General features: G+C 33.6%; 12 protein-coding genes. All 12 read right to left on the reverse strand.

Annotated features, from left to right (window positions below; translation table 11 throughout):
* Positions 1–854 (reverse strand): hypothetical protein (locus A4F88_RS23805; protein WP_209442836.1); only part of this gene is annotated, 854 nt, incomplete at its 3' end.
* Between the two features lie 153 nt (positions 855–1,007).
* The gene (locus A4F88_RS23810; RefSeq protein ID WP_143155027.1) at positions 1,008–1,673 is read right to left on the reverse strand and encodes a hypothetical protein; all 666 of its coding nucleotides are present in this window, start codon (positions 1,671–1,673) and stop codon (positions 1,008–1,010) included.
* Positions 1,633–2,175, reverse strand: coding sequence for a hypothetical protein (locus A4F88_RS23815; protein ID WP_162268811.1), 543 nt, complete (start codon positions 2,173–2,175; stop codon positions 1,633–1,635). Before A4F88_RS23815 ends, A4F88_RS23810 begins: the two co-directional genes overlap by 41 nt.
* 115 nt (positions 2,176–2,290) lie before the next feature.
* Entirely contained in the window at positions 2,291–2,620 is a 330-nt protein-coding gene (locus tag A4F88_RS23820) for a hypothetical protein (protein WP_068845478.1), read from the reverse strand.
* 202 nt (positions 2,621–2,822) lie between these two features.
* Entirely contained in the window at positions 2,823–6,338 is a 3,516-nt protein-coding gene (locus tag A4F88_RS23825; RefSeq protein WP_068845480.1) for a tail fiber domain-containing protein, read from the reverse strand.
* Between the two features lie 512 nt (positions 6,339–6,850).
* Positions 6,851–8,308: a hypothetical protein gene (locus A4F88_RS23830; RefSeq protein WP_068845482.1), complete on the reverse strand. Its 1,458-nt coding sequence runs from the start codon at positions 8,306–8,308 to the stop codon at positions 6,851–6,853.
* Between the two features lie 190 nt (positions 8,309–8,498).
* Positions 8,499–9,383: a DUF5977 domain-containing protein gene (locus tag A4F88_RS23835; RefSeq protein ID WP_068845484.1), complete on the reverse strand. Its 885-nt coding sequence runs from the start codon at positions 9,381–9,383 to the stop codon at positions 8,499–8,501.
* 11 nt (positions 9,384–9,394) lie between these two features.
* On the reverse strand, positions 9,395–10,192 hold the full coding sequence (locus A4F88_RS23840; RefSeq protein WP_068845486.1) for a DUF5977 domain-containing protein: 798 nt from the start codon (positions 10,190–10,192) through the stop codon (positions 9,395–9,397).
* A 355-nt stretch (positions 10,193–10,547) separates the two neighbouring features.
* Positions 10,548–10,820, reverse strand: a complete 273-nt coding sequence (locus A4F88_RS23845; protein WP_068845488.1) for a hypothetical protein — start codon at positions 10,818–10,820, stop codon at positions 10,548–10,550.
* 53 nt (positions 10,821–10,873) lie between these two features.
* Positions 10,874–12,310, reverse strand: a complete 1,437-nt coding sequence (locus A4F88_RS23850; RefSeq protein ID WP_162268812.1) for a BspA family leucine-rich repeat surface protein — start codon at positions 12,308–12,310, stop codon at positions 10,874–10,876.
* 128 nt (positions 12,311–12,438) lie between these two features.
* On the reverse strand, positions 12,439–15,306 hold the full coding sequence (locus A4F88_RS23855) for an NHL repeat-containing protein (RefSeq protein WP_068845492.1): 2,868 nt from the start codon (positions 15,304–15,306) through the stop codon (positions 12,439–12,441).
* A 95-nt stretch (positions 15,307–15,401) separates the two neighbouring features.
* The gene (locus A4F88_RS23860; protein ID WP_068845494.1) at positions 15,402–21,263 is read right to left on the reverse strand and encodes a vWA domain-containing protein; all 5,862 of its coding nucleotides are present in this window, start codon (positions 21,261–21,263) and stop codon (positions 15,402–15,404) included.
* Positions 21,264–21,266: the final 3 nt, after the last annotated feature.

A 21,266-nucleotide genomic window follows, 5' to 3' on the forward strand; every position in this document is an offset into this window, starting at 1 on the left:
TCACCTGTTGCAGGAAAACCAGCCAGGTTTGTAAATTCTAATACATCATCAACATAACTTGGTAATTGCGTTGTTAGGATAATTCCGTTGGCATCAAGAGTAGCGACTCCATTAGCGACTCCTTTTTCGCTTGAAGCAATTCTTGGTGTTGCATCTACTGCATTGATAGTAATATTTGTAGTTCCGTCAAAAGAAACTCCATTAATTGTTCTAGAGGCTGTTAATTTAGTTGCAGATAAAACATTTTTTGTTGCATCTGAGGTATTATTTACGTTGCTTAATCCTGCCGCAGATTTATCAAGAGTCTGCCAAGTTTTATCTCCTCTAAAGTATTGAAAATTTGTACCTACTGGTATTGATGTTTCTTTTGAATTTAATTGAGTTTGAATACTTGATGTAGCATCGTTGAAAGCCTGTTGATCTGCTGATTGAAATTTTCTGGTCGCTGTTTCTGTAATCTGATCTGCTGTGTAATTCCCGTTTACAGGCTCACCAGTAATTGATCCTGCATAATTATAAGTAATGCTCACCCAAAAGTCTTCACCCACAATCATTTCGTCAAGGATCTCTAATGAAGTAGGAGTGTTCATGCGATATTGTAGTGGTGCACCTGATGTGCCATTTAAGGTGATACCATCTACAACTACAGATAAAACATTTAGTGCCGGTTCGGATAAAGTAAATGTTTTTGGACCTGTAAATTCAAAGTTTTCTTTTCGGAATTTACTTGTTCCCAATCCTATATCACTAGGATCATTGAAAGTCAATTCTCCATTTTGATTTGTAATCAAGATTTTGTTTGGCAAATTGGTTTCTAAGTCGGATACTTTTATTCTATTATGATTTGTATTCATCTGAATTGATTGAAATTATTAATTTTAATTTTTTTTGAAAACGGGATGTGCTGATTTTTCTATGTAGAAGTTTTGTTATTAATTCTTGGATAAAAAAATCGTAATTAATAAAGAGAGTTCATAAAAAGTTAGGATTTAAATATGGTAATTTATTTATAGAACAATTTGTATGGTATACTGTAGCCAGTTACTAGCTGTTTTTTCATACATCAAAGCCCCACTGGCGATACTTAAACACTGAACTTTGAAACCTATACTTGCTAATGGATAAAGTGTATTGAGTTGGTTTTTACTTAGAGCTGTCAAAGTATTGTTAGTTACAGTTTTATTATCAACGTATTGCTTGGTAACTAAACTTCGTGAAGTGAAGTTTGCTTCATAATCGCCCTCATTCTCAAGACCTTTTTGAGTATAATTATCTACAATTCTTGATTTAACTTTGGAAAAGAATATTCCTTTTTGTAAAACTTCGTTATAAGTTTCTGTACCAATTCCAACTACATCTTTATCATTAAAAGTAGTTTCATCTGAACCATCAATCATATAAAACCCTCGATTATAGTTTGAATTAAAAGAAGCGTTTATTGTTGCATAATGTTTGAAAACACTATTAAATGTTTTTATTGCAACAGAACCGTAAAGTACTGGATCCGTACCTAATGTTTGCTGCCAAGAAGGTATTCCCGGAATCTCTATGTATGTATAAATTAAAGTTAAGTTTTGAGCTTCAAGTATTGGTATTAATCCTTTACCTATATCTGTTAATTCATAAACAAATTTAATGTCCATTATAGGATATTGGGGATATGTGTTTTCCATAATTGTTCCATTTTTTAATTATAATTTTTATGCTTTGCTCCTTTTTTTTCTCTCTATCTTCTTTACTGCTAAACATGACGGAATTCTGCTGATCATTAAAAATGTCTTTTGTAAATACATTCTTGATTTTTATCTCATTATGATTTGCATTATACCCAAAGTCTACATCTTGATTTGATTCTAATGTTTCATCAAAAAAGATCATTTTCTTATTATTAAGTCTTAAGTTTTTTATTTTAAATATTCCAGATAGAAATATAGGTTTATCAAGTAATCTGTTATTCAAATTAATTATATAACTTAAAATGTCGAAAGTACCTATTGGCTTCTCTAATATTGCATTGTTAAGAATTATTGTATCATCATCACTAAATAATGCTTCCCTATATTCTGATTTATAAAATAGTTTTAATAATTTATTTCTCGCAGTAGAGGCATTTACTATCTTTGAATTTATATACCTTATATTCTCTTGAATTATTAGATCTTCTTCTTTATTCATCCAACAAACAATTATATTGTATCCTAGTTTGGTATATAAGGCTATATTTCTCGCAAAATAGCTTTTGCGAATTGAGTTTCCATTAAAATAGGAACAGATGTACACTATTTTCGCATTAACTATATCTTCCTTCATACAAGACAATATTAACTTTGCTTTCAGTATCTAATATTGTTTTTTTAGCACTTGGTAATGTCGCTATGTAAGCATTAATTGCGGCTAACATATCGTCTTCTAACCCAAAAGCGTATAAGTCAAATAAGTTTATATATAAATTTCTAACGAAATTATTTTGTTCATTTATCTCTCCATTTCCAGTATTATTTTCTAATGCATCGTCAATACCTTGAAGGTGACCTTTTAAATCATTGCTTACTGCTGTATAATTACTGGTTTCAAGCTTTACATGTATATTTTCTTTGCTATGTTGAATTAGTTTTGTCATTATTCTTTAATTGTTTTTAATTTGTTATGAATCGGTCAATTTCAGTATATCGGTTTAGATCAGTCATTTCATCGAATAAAACTATTTGAATCAAAGTGGATTGATGATTTTTTTTAAGAAGATGTAAAACATACCTAACATTACCCTTTCTATAAGTATTTCTAGCAACTTCTAATAAAAAACTGTTGAATTTTTAAAGCATTTATTTGTTTATTTTGGTTAATAAATACTTTATCTGAGATTGCTGCTCTTTTATCGCTTCAATTAACAGAGGAACCACTTTTGCATAATTTACAGTCAAGTAGTTTTCCCCCGATTTTGATGTTTCAGTTCCATCTTCCATTATTTCTCTATCAAAAGGTGCTCTTGTAACAATTTCTGGCAGTACGGCCTGAACTTCCTGAGCAGAGAGTCCTAATTGTAAATCATCAGATTTATATCCAAAGCTTTTTGCCAAATCATTATTTTCATAATAAAAACCGTTTAATTTTGCGACTTTATCTAAAGCATTAGTAATGCTGCCTTTTTTAGTTTTTAATCTTTCATCAGAATAATATGCTATTACATCTCCGGTAGACATAATATTATTATTTACTAAAAGTTGCTTGTTTCCGTAAATTTCGACATTAGTACTATTTTGCATCCAAATTCCGCCTCCATAGGTTGAATTATACCAACCTGAAGTGCCTCCGGATCTAAACCATCCATCACAAGAAAATGAGTTAGCAACTCCGGAATCATATCCCGCTGCGAATCTTGATGCAGTAACAGATCCTGAAGTCCAGATCCCTGTACCAATTGCTGTTTTAGTTCCACCGGCTTCCATAACCAATAATTGGTGGCTTAATCCGGGAATAGACTGACCACCAACGTTAGGATGTGTCCAGACTAATCCGTAACAATTGTTAGTTGCTGTACCATCAGCTGCTAATTTATAAGCATCTCCCATAGCATAGATGCCTTGGTATCTTGTTGATGAGTATACACCTACAACTCCATTACCATAATTATCATCAATGTAAAAATTTCCATTTGCCCTAGATGATCTATCAGCAATTCTGGCTGAATCAACTCGCAAACCATAAGTATTTGCACCATTCCAGCCCATAAGAGAAGGATAAGTTGAATTCCAGGCTATTTCCGCATTAGCATTGCTCACTGTTGTACCACTAGGAGATAATGATGATGATGCGTCAAAAATCGTATGACCATTACCGTAGTTATTCCATCTAAGTTGGCTGGTCAAAGTTGAGCTATCTGCATTTCCTGATAAAGTACCAACAAAGCTAGAACCGGTAAATACGCCTGTTGCACTAATACTTGCTACATTGCTACTGGTTGAACGAAAAATCCAACCTCTGTTTGTCGCTCCAGCCATTGTAAAATAGGTTGCCCAATCTCCACTTACAGATCCGTATCCTCCATAATTTGATGTTGTAGCAAACATTAATCCATAAGAAGGCATTCCATTTACTGCTCCTGCATATAAGGATATTCCCTGACCAGATCCTGTTGTTTGAGCGACTCCTAAAGCAGAACTAGTTGTTAATCCGGTTGTAATTAAATCACCATTGCTGGCAAAAATAAATTTTGATGCAGCATTTGTAGCAGTACCAAAATGAAGTCCTATTGAATCTGTACCATATTGGCCGGAAGATCCTTGAAAATAACTCAAACCATATCCATCAGCATCACCAAATGACCAAACTCTGTTTCGGGTGTTAACAGCATAATTTGCAGTTTGAAATCCAGTACCAGAGGATACAAGGCCTGAAAATGAAGAATAATTTTTGTAACTATTAGTATTTATTGTAGGGTAAACATTTGTATTTAATGCCTGATTTGGTGCAGATGCATCGTTTGTTATGGTCCATCCTGTATTCCAGTCTGCGGTATTATATCCACCTACAACATCAAATACTGCTGCGCCTGAATAACTTCCTCCTGATAACCATACATAGGCTTTTCCATCAGAATCTTTCCCCATAATGACATTAAGAGGACTTGTACCGCAAATCATTAATGCTTTAGGTGAATACCAGTTATCAATGGTTTCATATAAATAACCTGAAAACTGTATATCATAGGCTTCATAAGATTGATACAATCTTACAGTAAAAGACACCATTTTACCTGAATTTGTACCGAAGGGAAGCTTAATTTTTAAACCACTTACACTACCATTTGTAGTGAAATATGTTGCGACTGGAGTCCCACTATATAGATTTGAAGGAATTGTTGACGCGGTGGTCGCTAATCCTAAAGTACTAATGAAATTTGCTGGGGTGTAATATCTTAGATATTGATCATCTGATGCATAGATTCTGTTGATGGAATTTGTTCCATTATTACCAGAAATTGTATTGATCCACCCAGCTTGAATATAGCCAAGATTGTCTGTTCTTACAATTTTATTTGGTTCATTGTTTCTGTCTGGATGAACAGGAAGTCCACCTACGGTATTTGAATTTCCTGTTACATTAATAGACCATGTACCTGATGCTCCTGATCCCGTTGAAGAAACTTTTGAATTTAGTTGTGTTTGAATGCTAGAAGTCGCATCATTAAAAATTTGTTGATTAGCAGATTGAAATTTTCTTGTTGTTGTTTCATTAATTTGATCAGTTGAATAATCTCCTGTTTGAGAAGTAATTGCTCCATTACGCCCAAAAACGGTTGTTACGGCACTGGTAGGGGTTAGTAGTTCCTGCCAGTCAGCTAAAGCTGCGGAGTTTGAACCTTTTAAAATAAAAGATTTACTTAAATCGGTTCTAACAGCAATATCTCCAGTCTCAGCTGTTAATGCCAGCATGGCCACCTCGGAAGCAATTACAAAGGTATCGTTTACAGTAATGGATGGGAGCTGAGAAGAAATTAATTTTCCGTCAGCACCAAGTCCTGCATATCCGTTGGCTGCATTTTTATCAGCTGTATTCTCGGGAGTAAAGCCTAAAAAAGATTGCTTGGCATTCCAGATGACTTTTTCCGTATCGCTTACAAACCTGTTGCCAGGATCCTGATTAATAATGCTTGCAGGATGATTTGCAGGATGTGTATAATTTGATAGTGTACCCAGACGAGCAATTTCAGTATCAGAGAGTAAACTTTTACCGTTTACTTTATCCACTTTATTGCTTTGTAAAGTTTTTCCCATTTCAGCAGTTAAAGCTTTTGTCGTGCCGCCGGTACTTAAATCATTTACTAATATTGTACTTAAAGAATTACGTAACGCTTTAATTGAATCACCTAATTTCTGAAGCGTATTTAAATCAGCATTATCTGAAGCCAGCAACTCGTTTGCATCATCAATTAGATCTTTTAAAACTTTTCCCTGCCTTGCGTCCAGAGTTTTACCAGGAACAATGTAATCAAGTGCGTTATAATTGCTTGCCTTAATGTTGTTTAGATCATTCGAAATTGTACTTATAGAAGTATGTAGAACTTTAATTGTATCACCTAATTTCTGAAGCGTATTTAAGTCAGTATTATCAGAAGTCAGTAACTCGTTTGCATCATCAATTAAATCTTTTAAAACCTTTCCTTGTCTTGCATCTAAAGCTTTACCAGCAACAATATAATCCAGTGCGTTATAAATGTCTGTTTTGATATTGTTTATATGGCTAAATTCTAATTCACCACTATTATTGGTCGTTAAAATTTTGTTTGGTTCATTTTTTTCTAAGTCAGCGACTTTTATTCTGTTATGATTGGTGTGCATTTATTAGTTTTGTTTTGATAATTATAAACTGTTTAAGTTTTTCTTTGAGAAAAAATTATACATGTAAATCCAAATTCCATACTATTTTTTTACCATAATTTTTTGGTTGTCAATTTTAAAAATGATTTTTCTGTGGAATTTGGATTAAATACTTGTATAACTTTAAAAAAAAAGGAACTGTTTTGTTTATTAAGTAGATGTTCCTTTATAGAACATTTTAAGGATATTGTAGTTATGAGTTATAAAATTCATTAACATACAAGGCGTTAAATAGATTTAAAGCGATTTGATAGGTGGTTTGTTTTTCTAAATTGACAGCAGTATAACAGGTTGAATTTTGTTATCCATCGTTCATAAATTTTTTCCTTTAAAAAGAATAAATCTCTCTAAAGTAATTATTAAGTGTAAAGGAGTAATCTCAAGCAAAATATCAGTAACAATAAATTTTTTATATTTCACTTATAGTTAGATTCAAAAGAAATAGTAATAAATACTATCAGTTAATTTTATTTTTAATTGTATACTCGGATTTCTATCGTAGTACCATACATTACCCCATCAGTATATACTGATGTGTCTGATTTGACGGTAGTGATTGTGCATTCGTTTTCACTTGTTCTGGCACCATTTGTTACAATTCCGCCAAATGACCCCGTTATGAAAAATACTGTTTTATTTGTTGTAAATACTCCTGATAAGTTAGCTATATATAAGCCTATCGAATTTCTTGACCAAACAGGTAAACCACCTAAAGTGTTTTCTAAGACAGTTGCAATTGGTGCATTTGTGCCGGATTGACTTAATAAAGCAGTATATACTTTGTACGGTCTGGCAATATTTTGGACAAAAGCGGTAGTTGCAATCTGACTAGTATTGGTTCCGGTTGGCGCAGTTGGTGCAGTTGGAATTCCTATCAGAGTTGCTCCTCCGGTAAATGTATTCGCTACAATATCTCCTGTTTTATTAAGAGTATAAGTATCAATTCCATTGTTTTGACCTTTAAAAAGCATAGCAGTAGATCCAGTAGCTCCATTTAGCTTAATTCCTGAACTTCCTGGATATATAGATTTTGAATTTATTAATATACCGTTAAATCCTTCCGTTTCTATTTTATATCCGGTTGCTGCTATAGCAACAGTAGTTGAAACTGCTGTACCGCCCTCAGCATCAAAAATAGCTCCTATGCTAAATGTATTAGCTCCTGAATTTGTTCGTATACCATTAATTAAGGAGGGATTTGGACCATTATCAAATGAAAGAATCCCCCTTTTTGCCTGATCACCACTTAATAAAACAGAATTGTTTGAAGCTGCTGAAGTAGCATTTCTAACAAAGGCAGTTGTTGCTAATTGTGAAGTATTTGTTCCAGCTGCCGCAGTTGGGGCTGCAGGTACTCCGGTAAATGTTGGAGATATTACTTCTGCTTTTGAATTCCATGAAGATTTCTCTGTATCTGATACAAATCTATTGGAAGAATCCTGAGTAATAATATTAGCAGGATGATTTACTGGATGAACATAATTGGAGAGTGTTCCTAAGCGCGTGATTTCAGTATCAGAAAGTAAACTTTTACCTGTAATTTTATCAACTTTACTATTTTGCAAAATCTTCCCCATTTCTGCAGTTAAAGCTTTTGTAGTGCCACCCGTGCTTAAATCATTTACTAATAATATATTTAAAGAATTACGGATCACTTCAATTGTATCACCTAATTTCTGAAGTGTATTTAAATCGACATTATCCGAAGCCAGTAATTCGTTTACATCATCAATTAAGTCCTTTAAAACTTTCCCCTGTCTTGCATCTAAGGCTTTCCCGGAGACAATATAGTCAAGGGCGTTATAACTGTCTATTTTGATATTGTTTATATCGTTAAATTCTAATTCACCACTATTGTTGGTCGTTAAAATTTTGTTTGGTTCATTTATTTCTAAGTCGACGACTTTTATTCTGTTATGATTAGTGTCCATTTTTTATTTTGTTTTGATAATTACAAACTGATTGAATTTTTTGTAGGAAAAAATTATAAACGTCAATCCAAATTCCACACTATTTTTGATTATCAATCTTAAAAGAAAAATTTTCTGTGGAATTTGGATTAATACTTATAAGGATTTTGTAGGAAAGAACTCTTTTTATTTATCAAGTTGACATACCGTTTTAATAATCATTTGCCATTGGTTGTTTGTAGTTATGGGTTAAAATTCCATTTGCGAAATAAGTATGAAACGGATTCAATGTTAAAGGATAGATTCTTCTTTCTTCTAAATTAACTGTAACAGCTATAACTGGTATAATTTCATTATTGATAGTGTATAAATTGTCTCCGACCTGAATATTTCCTAAAGGGATAAATTTCCAAAAACCATCTCGCTGAATTAATTGTAGATGAGTAGGAGTAGCCTCTAATAAACCACCATTTATTATCATTGTTTTATAGGCAAGTTTCTCTGAAATTTGTGTTATTGGTGATATTATTCTGTTTTCTGATAAATATTCAGAAGACCATTTGTACAATTCACTGGCATCATTGGTGTCGATTAGTGTTTCAATTTCAGCAGAAAGAAGTAATTGATTCAGTTGTAATTCTTCGATTGGTTTTTTTGATCCATCAGGTAATGTAATTAAGGTACCTTCCACAAAGCAGCCTCCGCTACCTCCACCACCTCCACTGGAAGGTGGAGTATAAATAACTTCACATGTTCCTGCATTATTTGCATATGTTTGAACATTTGCAGCTAACCATACATCTGCTTGTGCATTTGCATCTGCAAGACTTATGGTGGAGAAAAATTGATTAGGGTAAGAAGTAAGCGTAACGGTACTTCCGCTATATCCACTTCCGCAGTTGTTTCTTTTTGCGCTTAATTTCTTTTCTGAGCTATAATATCTCGTACTTGGAGTACAATTAGTAGTATCTAAAACCGGTGCAATATAATCAGGGTCTGTAACGACATTTGGTTTAGTTGGTTGTCCTGTCGGACTTCCATCATCGACATAGTATAATTCGAGTGAAGCAAAAGATTTATATCCTGTATTTCCCATAGTGTTGTTTTTTAATATTTAATTACGATTTGTCCAGTAGATGAATCTTTAATATAGGTGATGTACCCAAGATTAGTAACAGCTTCAATGTTCTTAGCCAGATTGGTACCCTGGATTGGTACTTTTTTGGAGAAGTTTTTTTGATCAACCAGAGTTCCACCAACGTTAATAATGTCGTATCCTGATTTTTCCATTGCACCACCAAGATACGTTACGATTTCAACATCAATATTTCCCGTACCTACAGTTCTATACCATGATCCAGCCATTCTTAACTGAACTGTATTGAGAGTAGGGTAGTCTGTTGTTATTTTACTAAAATTTACCAAACAACTTTCTACACCATTTGCCTGAGTATTATCACCTGCCCACATAATATATGAATCAGCGGCTAAAGCATTTACAGGAATTTCATTATTAAATCCATGTCCCCAGCCCATCCATTTGTTGTCCAGAGAAGTTCCGGAGTTGATGATTCCGGTATAAGTGTCGAAATCCTGACCTGCTCCTAATGCCCATTTATACCTAATAACCATATAGTTAAAAGGTGATAATGTTACTGTTGGTTCAACTACACAAGAAGGGTTTACTCCCCTCCAGGCTGTAATTCTACAGGAACCTGTGTTATTAGCATATGCCTGAACATTTGCTGCCAACCACGCATCCGCTTTTGCATTTGCATCTTCCACACTAATGGTCGAGGCAAACTGATTTGCATTTGCAATAAGCGTGACGGAAGTACCTATGACTCCGGCAGCGCAATCATTTTTTGCCGCAGTCAATGACCTGGCTATATTGTAATATTCCATACTTTGTTTATAATTGATTATGATTTGTCTCAACTTAGCGAAGAATTGCTTTAAGCAAAAGCTAGGTTTGATGAAGTGAAAAGCCATTTTATGTGCTTTTGATTTCACCTTTTTGAAGTGCTATTAATTTATTTTATCGCTAGAAAATTGAATTTTATAAAAGAGCAATAATTAAATGAAGTAGATTGTCTTGAAGTAAATAGACGAAGACTGCGATAGGAAGTATTATTATTTTATTTGAACTTGATTTTTACAAATTCAAGCCGTAGACCTAATAAAAGTTAATAGGAACCACGCCAGACAGGCTGATAAATTTGTGGTTCCTAAATAACTATTTAAAAATTATCTTCAAGGATTATTCTTGTCCTTGCTTTACAATTTCGCCGGTTTCAATGTTTACACGAATATCTCCGTATTCTTCTTTAATGACTTTTTCCAATTCATTAAAGTTTTGCTGCTGAACGGCAATCTGACTTAAAATATCTGCTTTTTGAAACTCGTACTGAATAGACAATTCTCCCAATGACAATCTCGCCTTATCCATAAAGAGATTAAAATCTTGTAATTTCTTTAATTGCTCTGCGTTGATTGTTTTTGCTTCTCCTTTATTGATTGTTACGTTTTCCATTTTTTTTATTACTTAGCTTTTTGTTTTTATTAAAATTGTTAGAAATATGAATGTTATGCTACGATTCCTCCATCTGTAATTCTCCAAGTGTTTGGAGTTCCTGTAAGAATTGCTCGTGCAGCTGCACTAGCTGACGTGTACTTAGCGGCTCCAAATGTAATTGATATTGAGGGTTTTACTGGTCTGGAACTCCATCCGTTGTAAATGGCATCTAAATTTGTGGAAGATAAAGTTGTAGTATCTTTACCATACATAAAATCTGAAAAATTAGTGACATTCGATATATTCCAAGAACCGATATTTTGATTAAAATTGCTGCTGGAACTAAATACACCTGCCATATTAGTAATTTTGCTTGTGTCCCAGTTTCCAATAGGCTGGTTGAATGTACGTGAATTAGAGAACATTTGATATATATTAGTTAATGCTCCTGTATTCCAATCTCCGATAGGTTGATTAAATGCAAATGCCTGACTAAACATAGCTGTCATATCACTAACTTTAGATGTGTCCCAAGTTCCAATAGGTTGATTAAAGACATAAGCATTTGTGAACATATAACTCATGTTAGTAATTGAAGATGTATTCCAGGTTCCTATAGGTTGATTAAATGAATATGCCGAGTAGAACATTAATCTCATATTAGTAACTTTAGTGGTATCCCAATTTCCTATAGCTTGATTGAATACATTGGCATTTTGAAACATGCTATACATGGTTGTAACCTTACTTGTATTCCAATTTCCAATAGGTTTATTGAATGAAAATGCTTGATAAAACATCCTTGACATATCTGTAACATTACTAGTGTCCCATGATGCAATATCCTGGTTGAATTTTGTAAAATTTACATATGAAGAGCCAAACATACCACTCATATTTGTAACATTACTAGTATTCCAATTTCCGATAGGCTGATTGAACTCACCATTAGTATGAAACATTTCTATCATATTTGTAACTTTACTAGTATTCCAGTTTCCAATAGGTTGATTGAATACAAACGCAAATAAAAACATGCCACTCATATTGGTAACAGAGCTAGTATCCCAGTTTGAGATGTCTTGATTAAATGCTTTTGCACTGTAAAACAAAGAACTCATATCAGTAACTGTACTAACATTCCATTCATTTGCTCTATTTATAGTTGAAAGTATTGTGCAGGAACTGAATGCATTAGATAACGAGGTGGTTTCACTTAAATCTAATATGTCTTCAACTGATGATAAACTAAGATTTGCACATCCATTAAAATAACCTCCTTCATTTTTGCCTAGTTTTAATGTTCCCCATTTAGAAATGGTTAATATTTTTAATTTATCTCCCGTATTATTAAATTTCCAGCCTTTACAAGTTCCTGTGATCGTAATCGTGTAAGTACCAGAAGTAGCGTATGTATGCATAATTTCAATTTGATCATATGAAGTTATGGAATTTGACATACCATCACCCCAATCTACATTAAAAGAATAAGTACCAGAGCTAATCAAAGGCAGTTTTATTTGGGATGCATTACTAGAACCTGTGGAGACATTATCAGTTTTCCAAGTGGAAACAAATGGAAGAGCAGGCGGAGTTTTGCTTAGTCCATATTCGTAAAATAATAATGGATTCATAATTATACGTTTGAAATTCTTAAATAATCAGTCGTGCCAATACTAGAAATTGTGGCAGTACTTCCAGCTGCTCCGTTTAGTGTTGCAGTTGCATTAACCTGAACTAATGTTCTTTCTGCTGCTTGTACAAATGTTATTGCGCCTGTACCATGTTTTAAGTATGATGCATTAAAATCTGTGCCACCATTTACAGTAATGTTTATTGCACTTGTTCCATTATTAATGATGACGTTTTTATCAATTTGTTTTTTGCCATTGGTATCAGGTGTATCGGTTGTAATACTTGTAGTTGTAGTAATGGTAATTTGAGAAGGCTCTGATGCTGTAACAATATCTCCAGATCCAAGAATGGATACACCATTTATGGTTTTAAGATTATTTTTAGTTACAAGGTTTGATAAATCAACATCAGTAGCTTTTAAATATTGGATATCTTCCAAGAATGTCGTTTTTATTATAAGACCTGTTGAATCTGTTTTTAAAACTTTTCTGTCAGTAAGGATTTTTATAGATTGAATGGTAGTACCGATAGAATATAATGTGTCATTTACACTTACAATATCTTGTGGACCATTAGTCATATAAACTCCTGTACCAACATTTTCTCCAGTAGAAATATTAATAGCTTGTACTGTATTTGCATAGACTCTTGTAACGTATAAGTTACTATCAATACCTTGAGTAATACTAGATGGCATATTACCAACATTCACTTTTAAGACTGAAGCATTACCAGTATTTGAATCTACTTTTATTATATTACCATCAGATTGATTAATAACATAGAAAAATCCATTTGATGCTTTGATTATTTCTCTAGCATTATTTAGTAATGAAGTACAAAAATCAGTAACTTTAAAAGTAATCATATCAACTTTTACAATTTTATTATCACTCCATAATATAATATACAAATTACCATCTATCCCTTGAACAAGACCTTGAGGCACATTGATTGAAACACCTGTTGTAGTAACGATACTTACAGCACCAGTGACAATATCAATTTTCCTTAAAGGCGCGCCACTAATACAAGTAACGTATAAAAAATTATCATTCCCTTGTATTATTTTTATAGGATTATTTAAACCTGTTGTAACGAAATCAGTTATTGTTAAACCATCGGGTGAAATACGCTGAATTTTATTTAAACTATTTTCCACAGAATAAAAGAATCCATCATTAGCCTTTATTATGCCACTGCCCTTTGCTGCTGAAAAATTTTCTGCTGATCCTGAAGAAAAGGAACTTGAGAGAATTTTTTTTAGTTTTAACCCACTAACATCACTTACGCCGCTATCAATAACCAACTCACCATTTTTAGTCTCTGTTGCATAACCAGTTTTGTGTAATACATTATCTAAAGCCGTCTGCGTAGCAGTAGAAACCGGCTTATTCAAATCGCTAGTATTATCAACATTAGCAAGTCCAACAGCTGTTTTATCAAGAGTCTGCCAAGTTTTATCACCTCTGAAATATTGAGCAGTAGTTCCTGTAGCAATAGTGTTTTCTTTTCCTGACAAATCAACCTCACCACCAATCTTCTTCTCAATCCCATCACTACCCATTACATACAAATCAGTAGTACCGTCAGTTTTGGCGTATAATTTTGCATGACCAGCTGTTGCAGTTTGAGAAGTAGAACCCGCTAAGGTTAATAATCCATCTGTAATATCTGCCTTTTCGTTTAAGGTTGTAAAAGAAGTTCCGGATACGTTTCCATCATGTGTAATAAATGCATTTTCTTGTTCCTTTTTTTGAACGCTAATGGCTTTTCTGTTTACATCATCAGTACTGGTATAAAAAGTAGATGTGGTAGCGTTAGAAGTAGAATTCTGAACTAATTTTAAGCAATTAGCACTATTGTTTTTGGTGATGGTTAAAACATCTTCTACAGAATTATCGTGTTTTAATTTTAATGCTCCATCTTTACTTTCATTACCAGAAGTATGAATTACTTTATTATCCTCTGCGTATGTTGTAGGATCAAGAAAACCATCTCCTTTTACAAATTCTGTACGCTGACCGCGAGCAGAAACAAATTTTTCAGCACTTACAATTCCCTCTGAATCAATTTTAGCTTTTACAACATTATCTTTGGTTACTTTTAAAGAATCACCTGTGGATGTTGTAGTTGAGTTTACTTGTATACCGGTTCCGGCTCCGGAATTGGATAATTTAATACCTGTTCCTGTTGCCGTATTTTGAACCGCAATACCGCTTCCAGTTCCACTAACTGTTACGTCCAGCACTTTTGCGCCAACATCGGTACCACTATTTGTTAATACAATTCCGCTGGTTGAGGTAGGAGTAGTGTTGTTGAAAGTTAAGATTCCATTTTTAGTTTCATTTCCTGTGGTATGTAAAAAACTTGTAAAGTCAATTTGTTGACCAGAACCGCCTCCTGGATTTGTATTTGGAGCTAAATTTTTATACCAATAATCGACTTCAATGTTTCTATTGTCAATATTGCCCGAAAAGGTAATTTTGGCCATTTCGTAATTGATGATGTAATCTCCATCATTTCCTTGGCCTTCTTTCTCTAGTAATAATTGCCCGTTTTTAAATACTTTAACGCTGTAATTAACTGGCGCATATTGCAAAGTAATGGTATCGCCAACAAATGAGTCAAAATGCTCTTTACGTGGCATATAGTTATTTCCAGTAATGATACCAATATTTTTTAAACCAGTATACAAAAGGGCAGGAGTTACATAATGCTGATTATCGGTTCCTGCTTCGACCATTTGAAAATCGGCTTTGTCTTCGTCAATATGAACGAAACTTTTAAACACCTCTTGGAAGTCTTCCTGCGATGGAATATCTCCTTTTTCGAATTTGTAGCCAATGTTAGTTCTGTCTGTTGCCATGTTGTTTGAAATTTATTTTCTTTCTGTAAATATTATTTTTGATTAGCTTGATTTTTGAATCCCAATGGCAGTTAAGCATTGGGATTCATTAAAAATTAAAGTGTTAGTATTTTTTCTTCACTACTGTACATACCTGAAGAGTTCTCTGCAAGTACTTTGAAATGGTGGTAGATTCTATCTCCATCATCATTTTTAATAGTCAATTCATCGGTTCCAAGTTTGGTTTCCAGTAATGATAATGTTACGATCTCTTCGTTAGAAACTTTTTCCTGAATTTTATCCCAATTTCCTTGATTGTTCATTTTGTATAAATGATATTTACCATTATGAATCGTTTTCTCCCAACTGAAAACAATTGGTTTCAAGACAGATTCATTTGCTCCTGTTACATCTCCAGAAGCTGTTAATACAGGAGATTCTGGAGCAACAGCATCTGCAATTACTGTTGCAGTAATTTTTGATGGCTGAGATGGCGTATAATCAATATTAACAATAGGATTAAGCTCTGTTGAACTTGGATCGGCATACTCAATTTCTCTAGAAACGGTAACTCTGTAAAAAAGACCATCTCCAAAAGGAACACTTTCTAAATCTTCAAACTCATCGTAAACAGTCCAAACGCTATTAAACTCAGTAGATAAAGTATCCTCATTAATCAAAATTTCTTTGACAGGAGTCATGGTTCTAATTGATTGTGCATCAAGCATATTCTTGGCACGATAGATATTTATTTTTCTGATGTTATATTCTGGTTTGTAAGCATTTAATTCTATTTGAATAGAAGGTTTGATTCCTAAAACCTGATTTTCCAACACAGGCATAATTCGCTTGATTTCTGGTGTCTGTGGCGGATTTGAAGGAACGAGTTTTACAGGACCTAGAAACGTACTAAATGGGCTGAAATTCAATTTAATATCCATTTCACGAACACCATAGAAATAAGTGCTTTGTGAGTTTCCATCTAGATTAAAATCTGTAAATTGTGTTCTAAATTCGGCAGCATTTGTGATTTTCATCATCGGTGCAATGTCCAGATCAGGATTAGGATATTTTAGAATATTTCCATTTTTATCTTTAATCGTTTGTTTTTTATTAATAGGCACATAGTCATTATCCCTGATGTATTCGTAAATAATTGGAACTTCTGTTAGTGGCACAAAAACAGAATGAATGGCTTGTTCAATAAAGTGAATTGCCAGCAAGTTTCTTTCAATTCCTTGTTTTGTCGAAATAATGATATCATTTAGATGAGTAAGAGCCGTAATTTTCTCAACAGGTGTTTGTGCAGGTTGTGATTCATTATGCCATTTAATAAACTCATTGATCGAATCAATTAACCACTGGCTGTCCGGTGTTGGAAAACGATAAGTAGCCAATGGCTCAACATCTGATGGATATACTTCATAACTTATTGATTTTCTTGGAGGCAAAACATTTGGTTGTTTATCAGGACCTAATAAATCAGTTGGATTCAGGAGATTGTTTTTATCTAATAATTCTTCAAAATTTAAGAAATTCTGCCATCTGTTGGTAAAATACTTCTCATTGTTTCCGCCTAGTTTACTTAGTTCTTCACGAATTGTTTTAACCGTTTCGGTTTTATACAAAACATTTAATAAAGCATCGTCACTCGCCCTGTAATATAGCATACCATAAGGTTTGCGGGTATATCTGGTTGTAATGGTATATGTAGATCTGTTGAAAAAGTCAGGTCTGGTTGCGTATAACGGCCCTTTTACATCTTCAGGTTTAACAGGTTTTTCAATTCTAACTGCATACATTGGATTTGGTACACTAATCTTAGAATCATAGTCATATAAATTTGAATGGCTGCTGATTCCAAAAATTGAGTAATGAGTGTTTTCTCCTTCTCTAGGCTGAATTTTTGCCGCTGTAATTCCGTTTGAAGGATCGGCAAAAAGATAAACTTTATAACTTGGATAATAATTTATTTCCTGCTCTTGTGGCTGATGCAATTCATTCTCTTTAATAATGATATGATCATAAGCAGGATCCATTTCCTGAGTTATGTCTTCTTTTATTTTGAAATTAGGATCAGTAATAATTAATTCCAAATCTTGATTTGTTCCAATATTATCTGCGCGTACAACTTTAAACTCTTTTCTAGATTTTACAGGAATTGGATTAGAACCCACAAAACAGCTCTTAGTAAATAAACGGACAGTACCGTTTGCCCATTCAACTGAATTTCCATTATTTTGATTGTATTGAGGATGCTGAGCTAATTTTAACCCTTTGAAAGTAAGTTTGTATAAACCAAAATGTTTTTGTTCGTTGTTAGGCAGTGGAATTGGATTTTCATTTTTATCTAATACATATTTGCCGTTTTCATCAACCTTAAAGGCTTTTTCCAGAACCTTTTCGATTACTACTCTCTTACTCCAGATTCCTCGAGTTTTTTCTACCTGTAAACTATCGTTACCTTGGCTGTCTTTTTGCAGAACAAGTTCTCTGTGAACTGTTTTTAAAGCTTCTGGTAACTGAATCTGCATGCTAATTGGACTTGGCTGATTCCAGTTTTCTGGCGTTAACATATTCTCAACCAAAGAACATAATTCGTTTACGGGTTTTTTAATCTCCTTAATTTGCTCAGAATCGATTGTAGCATCACCATCGGAAACAAGGCGGTCAGTCACTTCTTTTTTAAGTACTTCAACTGTAGCATAATTAAATGTTTCGCCAGTACGGACAACATTAATATTTTGAATGACATAGTTTTGTTCTCCAACCGTTAAAATCCCTCCAATAAATCGGTCTTTATTAGTCTTAGTCAGACCAATTTTAATTTCTTCGCCACTGCTAAAAATTTTGTATTCCTGAATTGTAATAATTGAAGTAAGTTCACTTGTTGGACTGTCTTGAATATCAGTGATTTTTGCATGTTCAATCTGAGGAAGACTATCCCTGAAATAAAGTTTAAAATAATCTGCAAACAGTTCTTCATTGTCTGGATAAATTTTATCAGAAAGTAAAGCTTCTGCATTCGTTACTCCATCGGGAATTGTATAGCTTAATAATTCCTGAATCGCATAATATTCGAAAAGAAGTCGGATATAAGTTTTATCTTTTATAGATTTATTATCTAATATTGCTTTAAGTTTAAGCTGTTCGCTCATTGAGGTGAACATCAACGGATTTTCTTCAGTAATTAACAACGAATTAATACCAGTTGGAGGCAACAACGTATTTTTCGGCTTAATATGAGAAGTAATTTCCAATTGTCTTCCAGATGTTGCTCTTGAGAAAATATTGATACCATAACCTTGATATACATACGTCTGCAAACCTGTTTTCTCCTGACGAACATTTAAAAATGATTTCCCTGAATCTGGAATAATAATAGGAGCCGGCTCAAAAGAACCAGTGGTCAAATCTTTTTTAACATTGAAATATGCCGTATCAGATGATAATTCTGGTTTTTGCCAATTGGCTTCGTCTTTAAATTTATAATCTACTCCTGCATAAATAGGGAATGTAAAAGAGCTTCCATCATATTCTTCTGTAGAATTAAAGAATGCAGTATCTACACTGTAATCTTTTATGTCACTCATAAATAAACTCACATATCTTTTTTTGCCATCAAAACTGTATCCTTCAGGATCTGTAATTTTTGGGGTTTGATTGTCTTCGTCTGAACCTGCATTTAGACCTGGTAAAAAATTACTTAATTGTACCGGAAGAGGCAAACGTTCTGTGTTAACAGAAGTTGGAATACTCATAGAAAGGTGTTGCACTTCTTTTTTTGTAGAATCTCCTTCTAAATTTTTAAACGTAATGTACTCTGCTAGATAGATATATTCTCCAGAAAGAACAGTTTCATCAATATCAATGCATCCTAAACCTAACATTCTGGCAACATGATAATCATTGGCTGCAATGTTTAATAAATCGAGATTTGATATTTGAGTTGAATTTTTAGCAAATTCTGCTTCTTCTCCAGGTTGAGGGTCATTGACAGGAATGTTATCATTAAACTGGATAGTTTCTAAAGCAGTCGGATTAGTGCCGTCAGCACTTAAGCCAATGTAACTTTGAATAACTTCCTTAATGTTTTTATCCTCTTCATCTGTTACTCGTTTCCATTTATCTTTATAGTTATTTACGTTTACGTATTCATCATCATTAAATTTCAGCCATTTTCCGTGAACGCAATTTAATTTAGGTTCTAACTGTTCAAATGCCTTATTATCATCAAGAGTCAAAGCATAGCTTCCTTTAAAATCCCAAACTCCATTATCATTTGCATGTTGGATGAAATCTCCGTAAAATTCAAAATTGATTTCGCTTACAAGGCAATTACTCGCTTTAAATCGAATACTTCTTCCATTTTCTGCTACAACGCGAATTGAATTAACTTCTGTAGAAGAGTAGGTTTTACGATTTGTAACTCTCTTTGATGCTACAAAGGTATTTTCAGCAACAGATAATGTTTCTAATTTAACAGTACCAGAGTTATTTGCATAACTGAATTTAAGTTCAGCGGCAAAAAATAATTCGCTTTTATTTTCAATCTCGATAATTTCATTTCCGTAAGCCTGAATGAAACCAGATGGGTTTAGCATCGGATCAATGCTCGCTCTTGCTAACAGATATTTTGCTTTGTTTTTGAAGTAAACATAAATTGATCTTTGCGGATCTGTTGTTTTATAAATCCACAATGCCTTTTGAATATCTACTGACTTTGGTTTTTTTGTTAAATCTAATTTATGAGCGACTTTAGTATAAGCAGCTCTGTATACTTTAACGAAATCTTCGGGTTTGTTAAAGTTAGAACCAGAATTAGCACCTTTATACAATTGACCTTTTGGAAGATGGTTTGTTCCTAATTCTCCAGCCAAAAGCCAGCGAAGATGAATTCCTTTTGTACTGTCAATACCTTTAGAACCGGCAGCTGAAATTTGTAAACTAGTAGATTGTAAAGCAGTTTTTCCTGAATTAAGATCAACAATATAAAGTTCTTTACCAACATTAAAATTGATTTGAAATCCGCTTAGGTTACTAACATTTGGCAAAGTAATCTTAGTAGAATAACTGCCAAGTGCATTGGGTGTTCCTTGTACCCGAACTGCTGCATCTATATTTGAAAGAGCAGGTACAACAATTGTATCTTGAAGTTTAAAAACTAGTCCGCCTAGATTGCTCGTGTTGTGAATTCTAGTTCCAGCAGGCAAAGTAAGAGCGACACGGCTTTTGTTTCTAAGAACCAAAGTTCCTGCACTTTCGTTTACGGCAAGTCCTTTTTTCAAGACAGGATAAGCTAATTTATTTTGGCTAATAATTACATTAGACAAACATCCAATTTGAGCAATAGATAAAGCACTGCCTAATTGATTTAATTCAGACCCTAAAGTGCTGAAATCTGGAACTCTGATATAATCTGTATCCAGCATTGAAAGACTGCCGTTTTTTACAACAGGAGCTTTTCCTAAAAAGGTAGTAATTGGCGTTACTAATTCAGAAGCATTGTTTACGGTGCTTGTAACACCGTAAACAAAAATATGTGATTTATCATTGAGATTCTGATATAAGCTTTTTAGAGAATCAATGTCGTTGACTTGTAAACCATCTGTAACAACCACAATGATATCTGGAGTTACGGTTAAGCTGTTTACAACCTCTAAACCAGATGCCCAGTGATCAGATTGAGGATCGGTAGATCTTGAACCAAAACCATTAATCCAACTTAAAAAACTGGAAGTATAGCCAGAAATTCTTTTTTGAATAACATGCTCTGATCTAGAATTGCTATCGCTATTAGACATTCCGATTAACGAAAGCGTAATTTTGCTCTGAGCCTGAGAATTGATAAATGAAGTCAACCCTTCACGTATTTGCTGCGCTTCATTACCATTTATCGAACCCGACTCATCGACAACGATAGCGATATATGTTTCGCAACCTGTGGATTGGCTTTCTTGAAGATTTATAGAACTCATTTT

This window comes from Flavobacterium chilense, from assembly GCF_001602525.1.
GTDB lineage: Bacteria > Bacteroidota > Bacteroidia > Flavobacteriales > Flavobacteriaceae > Flavobacterium > Flavobacterium chilense.

Excerpts from the sequence above, each read along its gene's own strand:
- A4F88_RS23810 (WP_143155027.1), bottom strand. The coding sequence starts at position 1,673 with ATGGAAAACACATATCCCCAATATCCTATAATGGACATTAAATTTGTT.
- A4F88_RS23815 (WP_162268811.1), bottom strand. The coding sequence starts at position 2,175 with ATGAATAAAGAAGAAGATCTAATAATTCAAGAGAATATAAGGTATATA.
- A4F88_RS23820 (WP_068845478.1), bottom strand. The coding sequence starts at position 2,620 with ATGACAAAACTAATTCAACATAGCAAAGAAAATATACATGTAAAGCTT.
- A4F88_RS23825 (WP_068845480.1), bottom strand. The coding sequence starts at position 6,338 with ATGCACACCAATCATAACAGAATAAAAGTCGCTGACTTAGAAAAAAAT.
- A4F88_RS23830 (WP_068845482.1), bottom strand. The coding sequence starts at position 8,308 with ATGGACACTAATCATAACAGAATAAAAGTCGTCGACTTAGAAATAAAT.
- A4F88_RS23835 (WP_068845484.1), bottom strand. The coding sequence starts at position 9,383 with ATGGGAAATACAGGATATAAATCTTTTGCTTCACTCGAATTATACTAT.
- A4F88_RS23840 (WP_068845486.1), bottom strand. The coding sequence starts at position 10,192 with ATGGAATATTACAATATAGCCAGGTCATTGACTGCGGCAAAAAATGAT.
- A4F88_RS23845 (WP_068845488.1), bottom strand. The coding sequence starts at position 10,820 with ATGGAAAACGTAACAATCAATAAAGGAGAAGCAAAAACAATCAACGCA.
- A4F88_RS23855 (WP_068845492.1), bottom strand. The coding sequence starts at position 15,306 with ATGGCAACAGACAGAACTAACATTGGCTACAAATTCGAAAAAGGAGAT.
- A4F88_RS23860 (WP_068845494.1), bottom strand. The coding sequence starts at position 21,263 with ATGAGTTCTATAAATCTTCAAGAAAGCCAATCCACAGGTTGCGAAACA.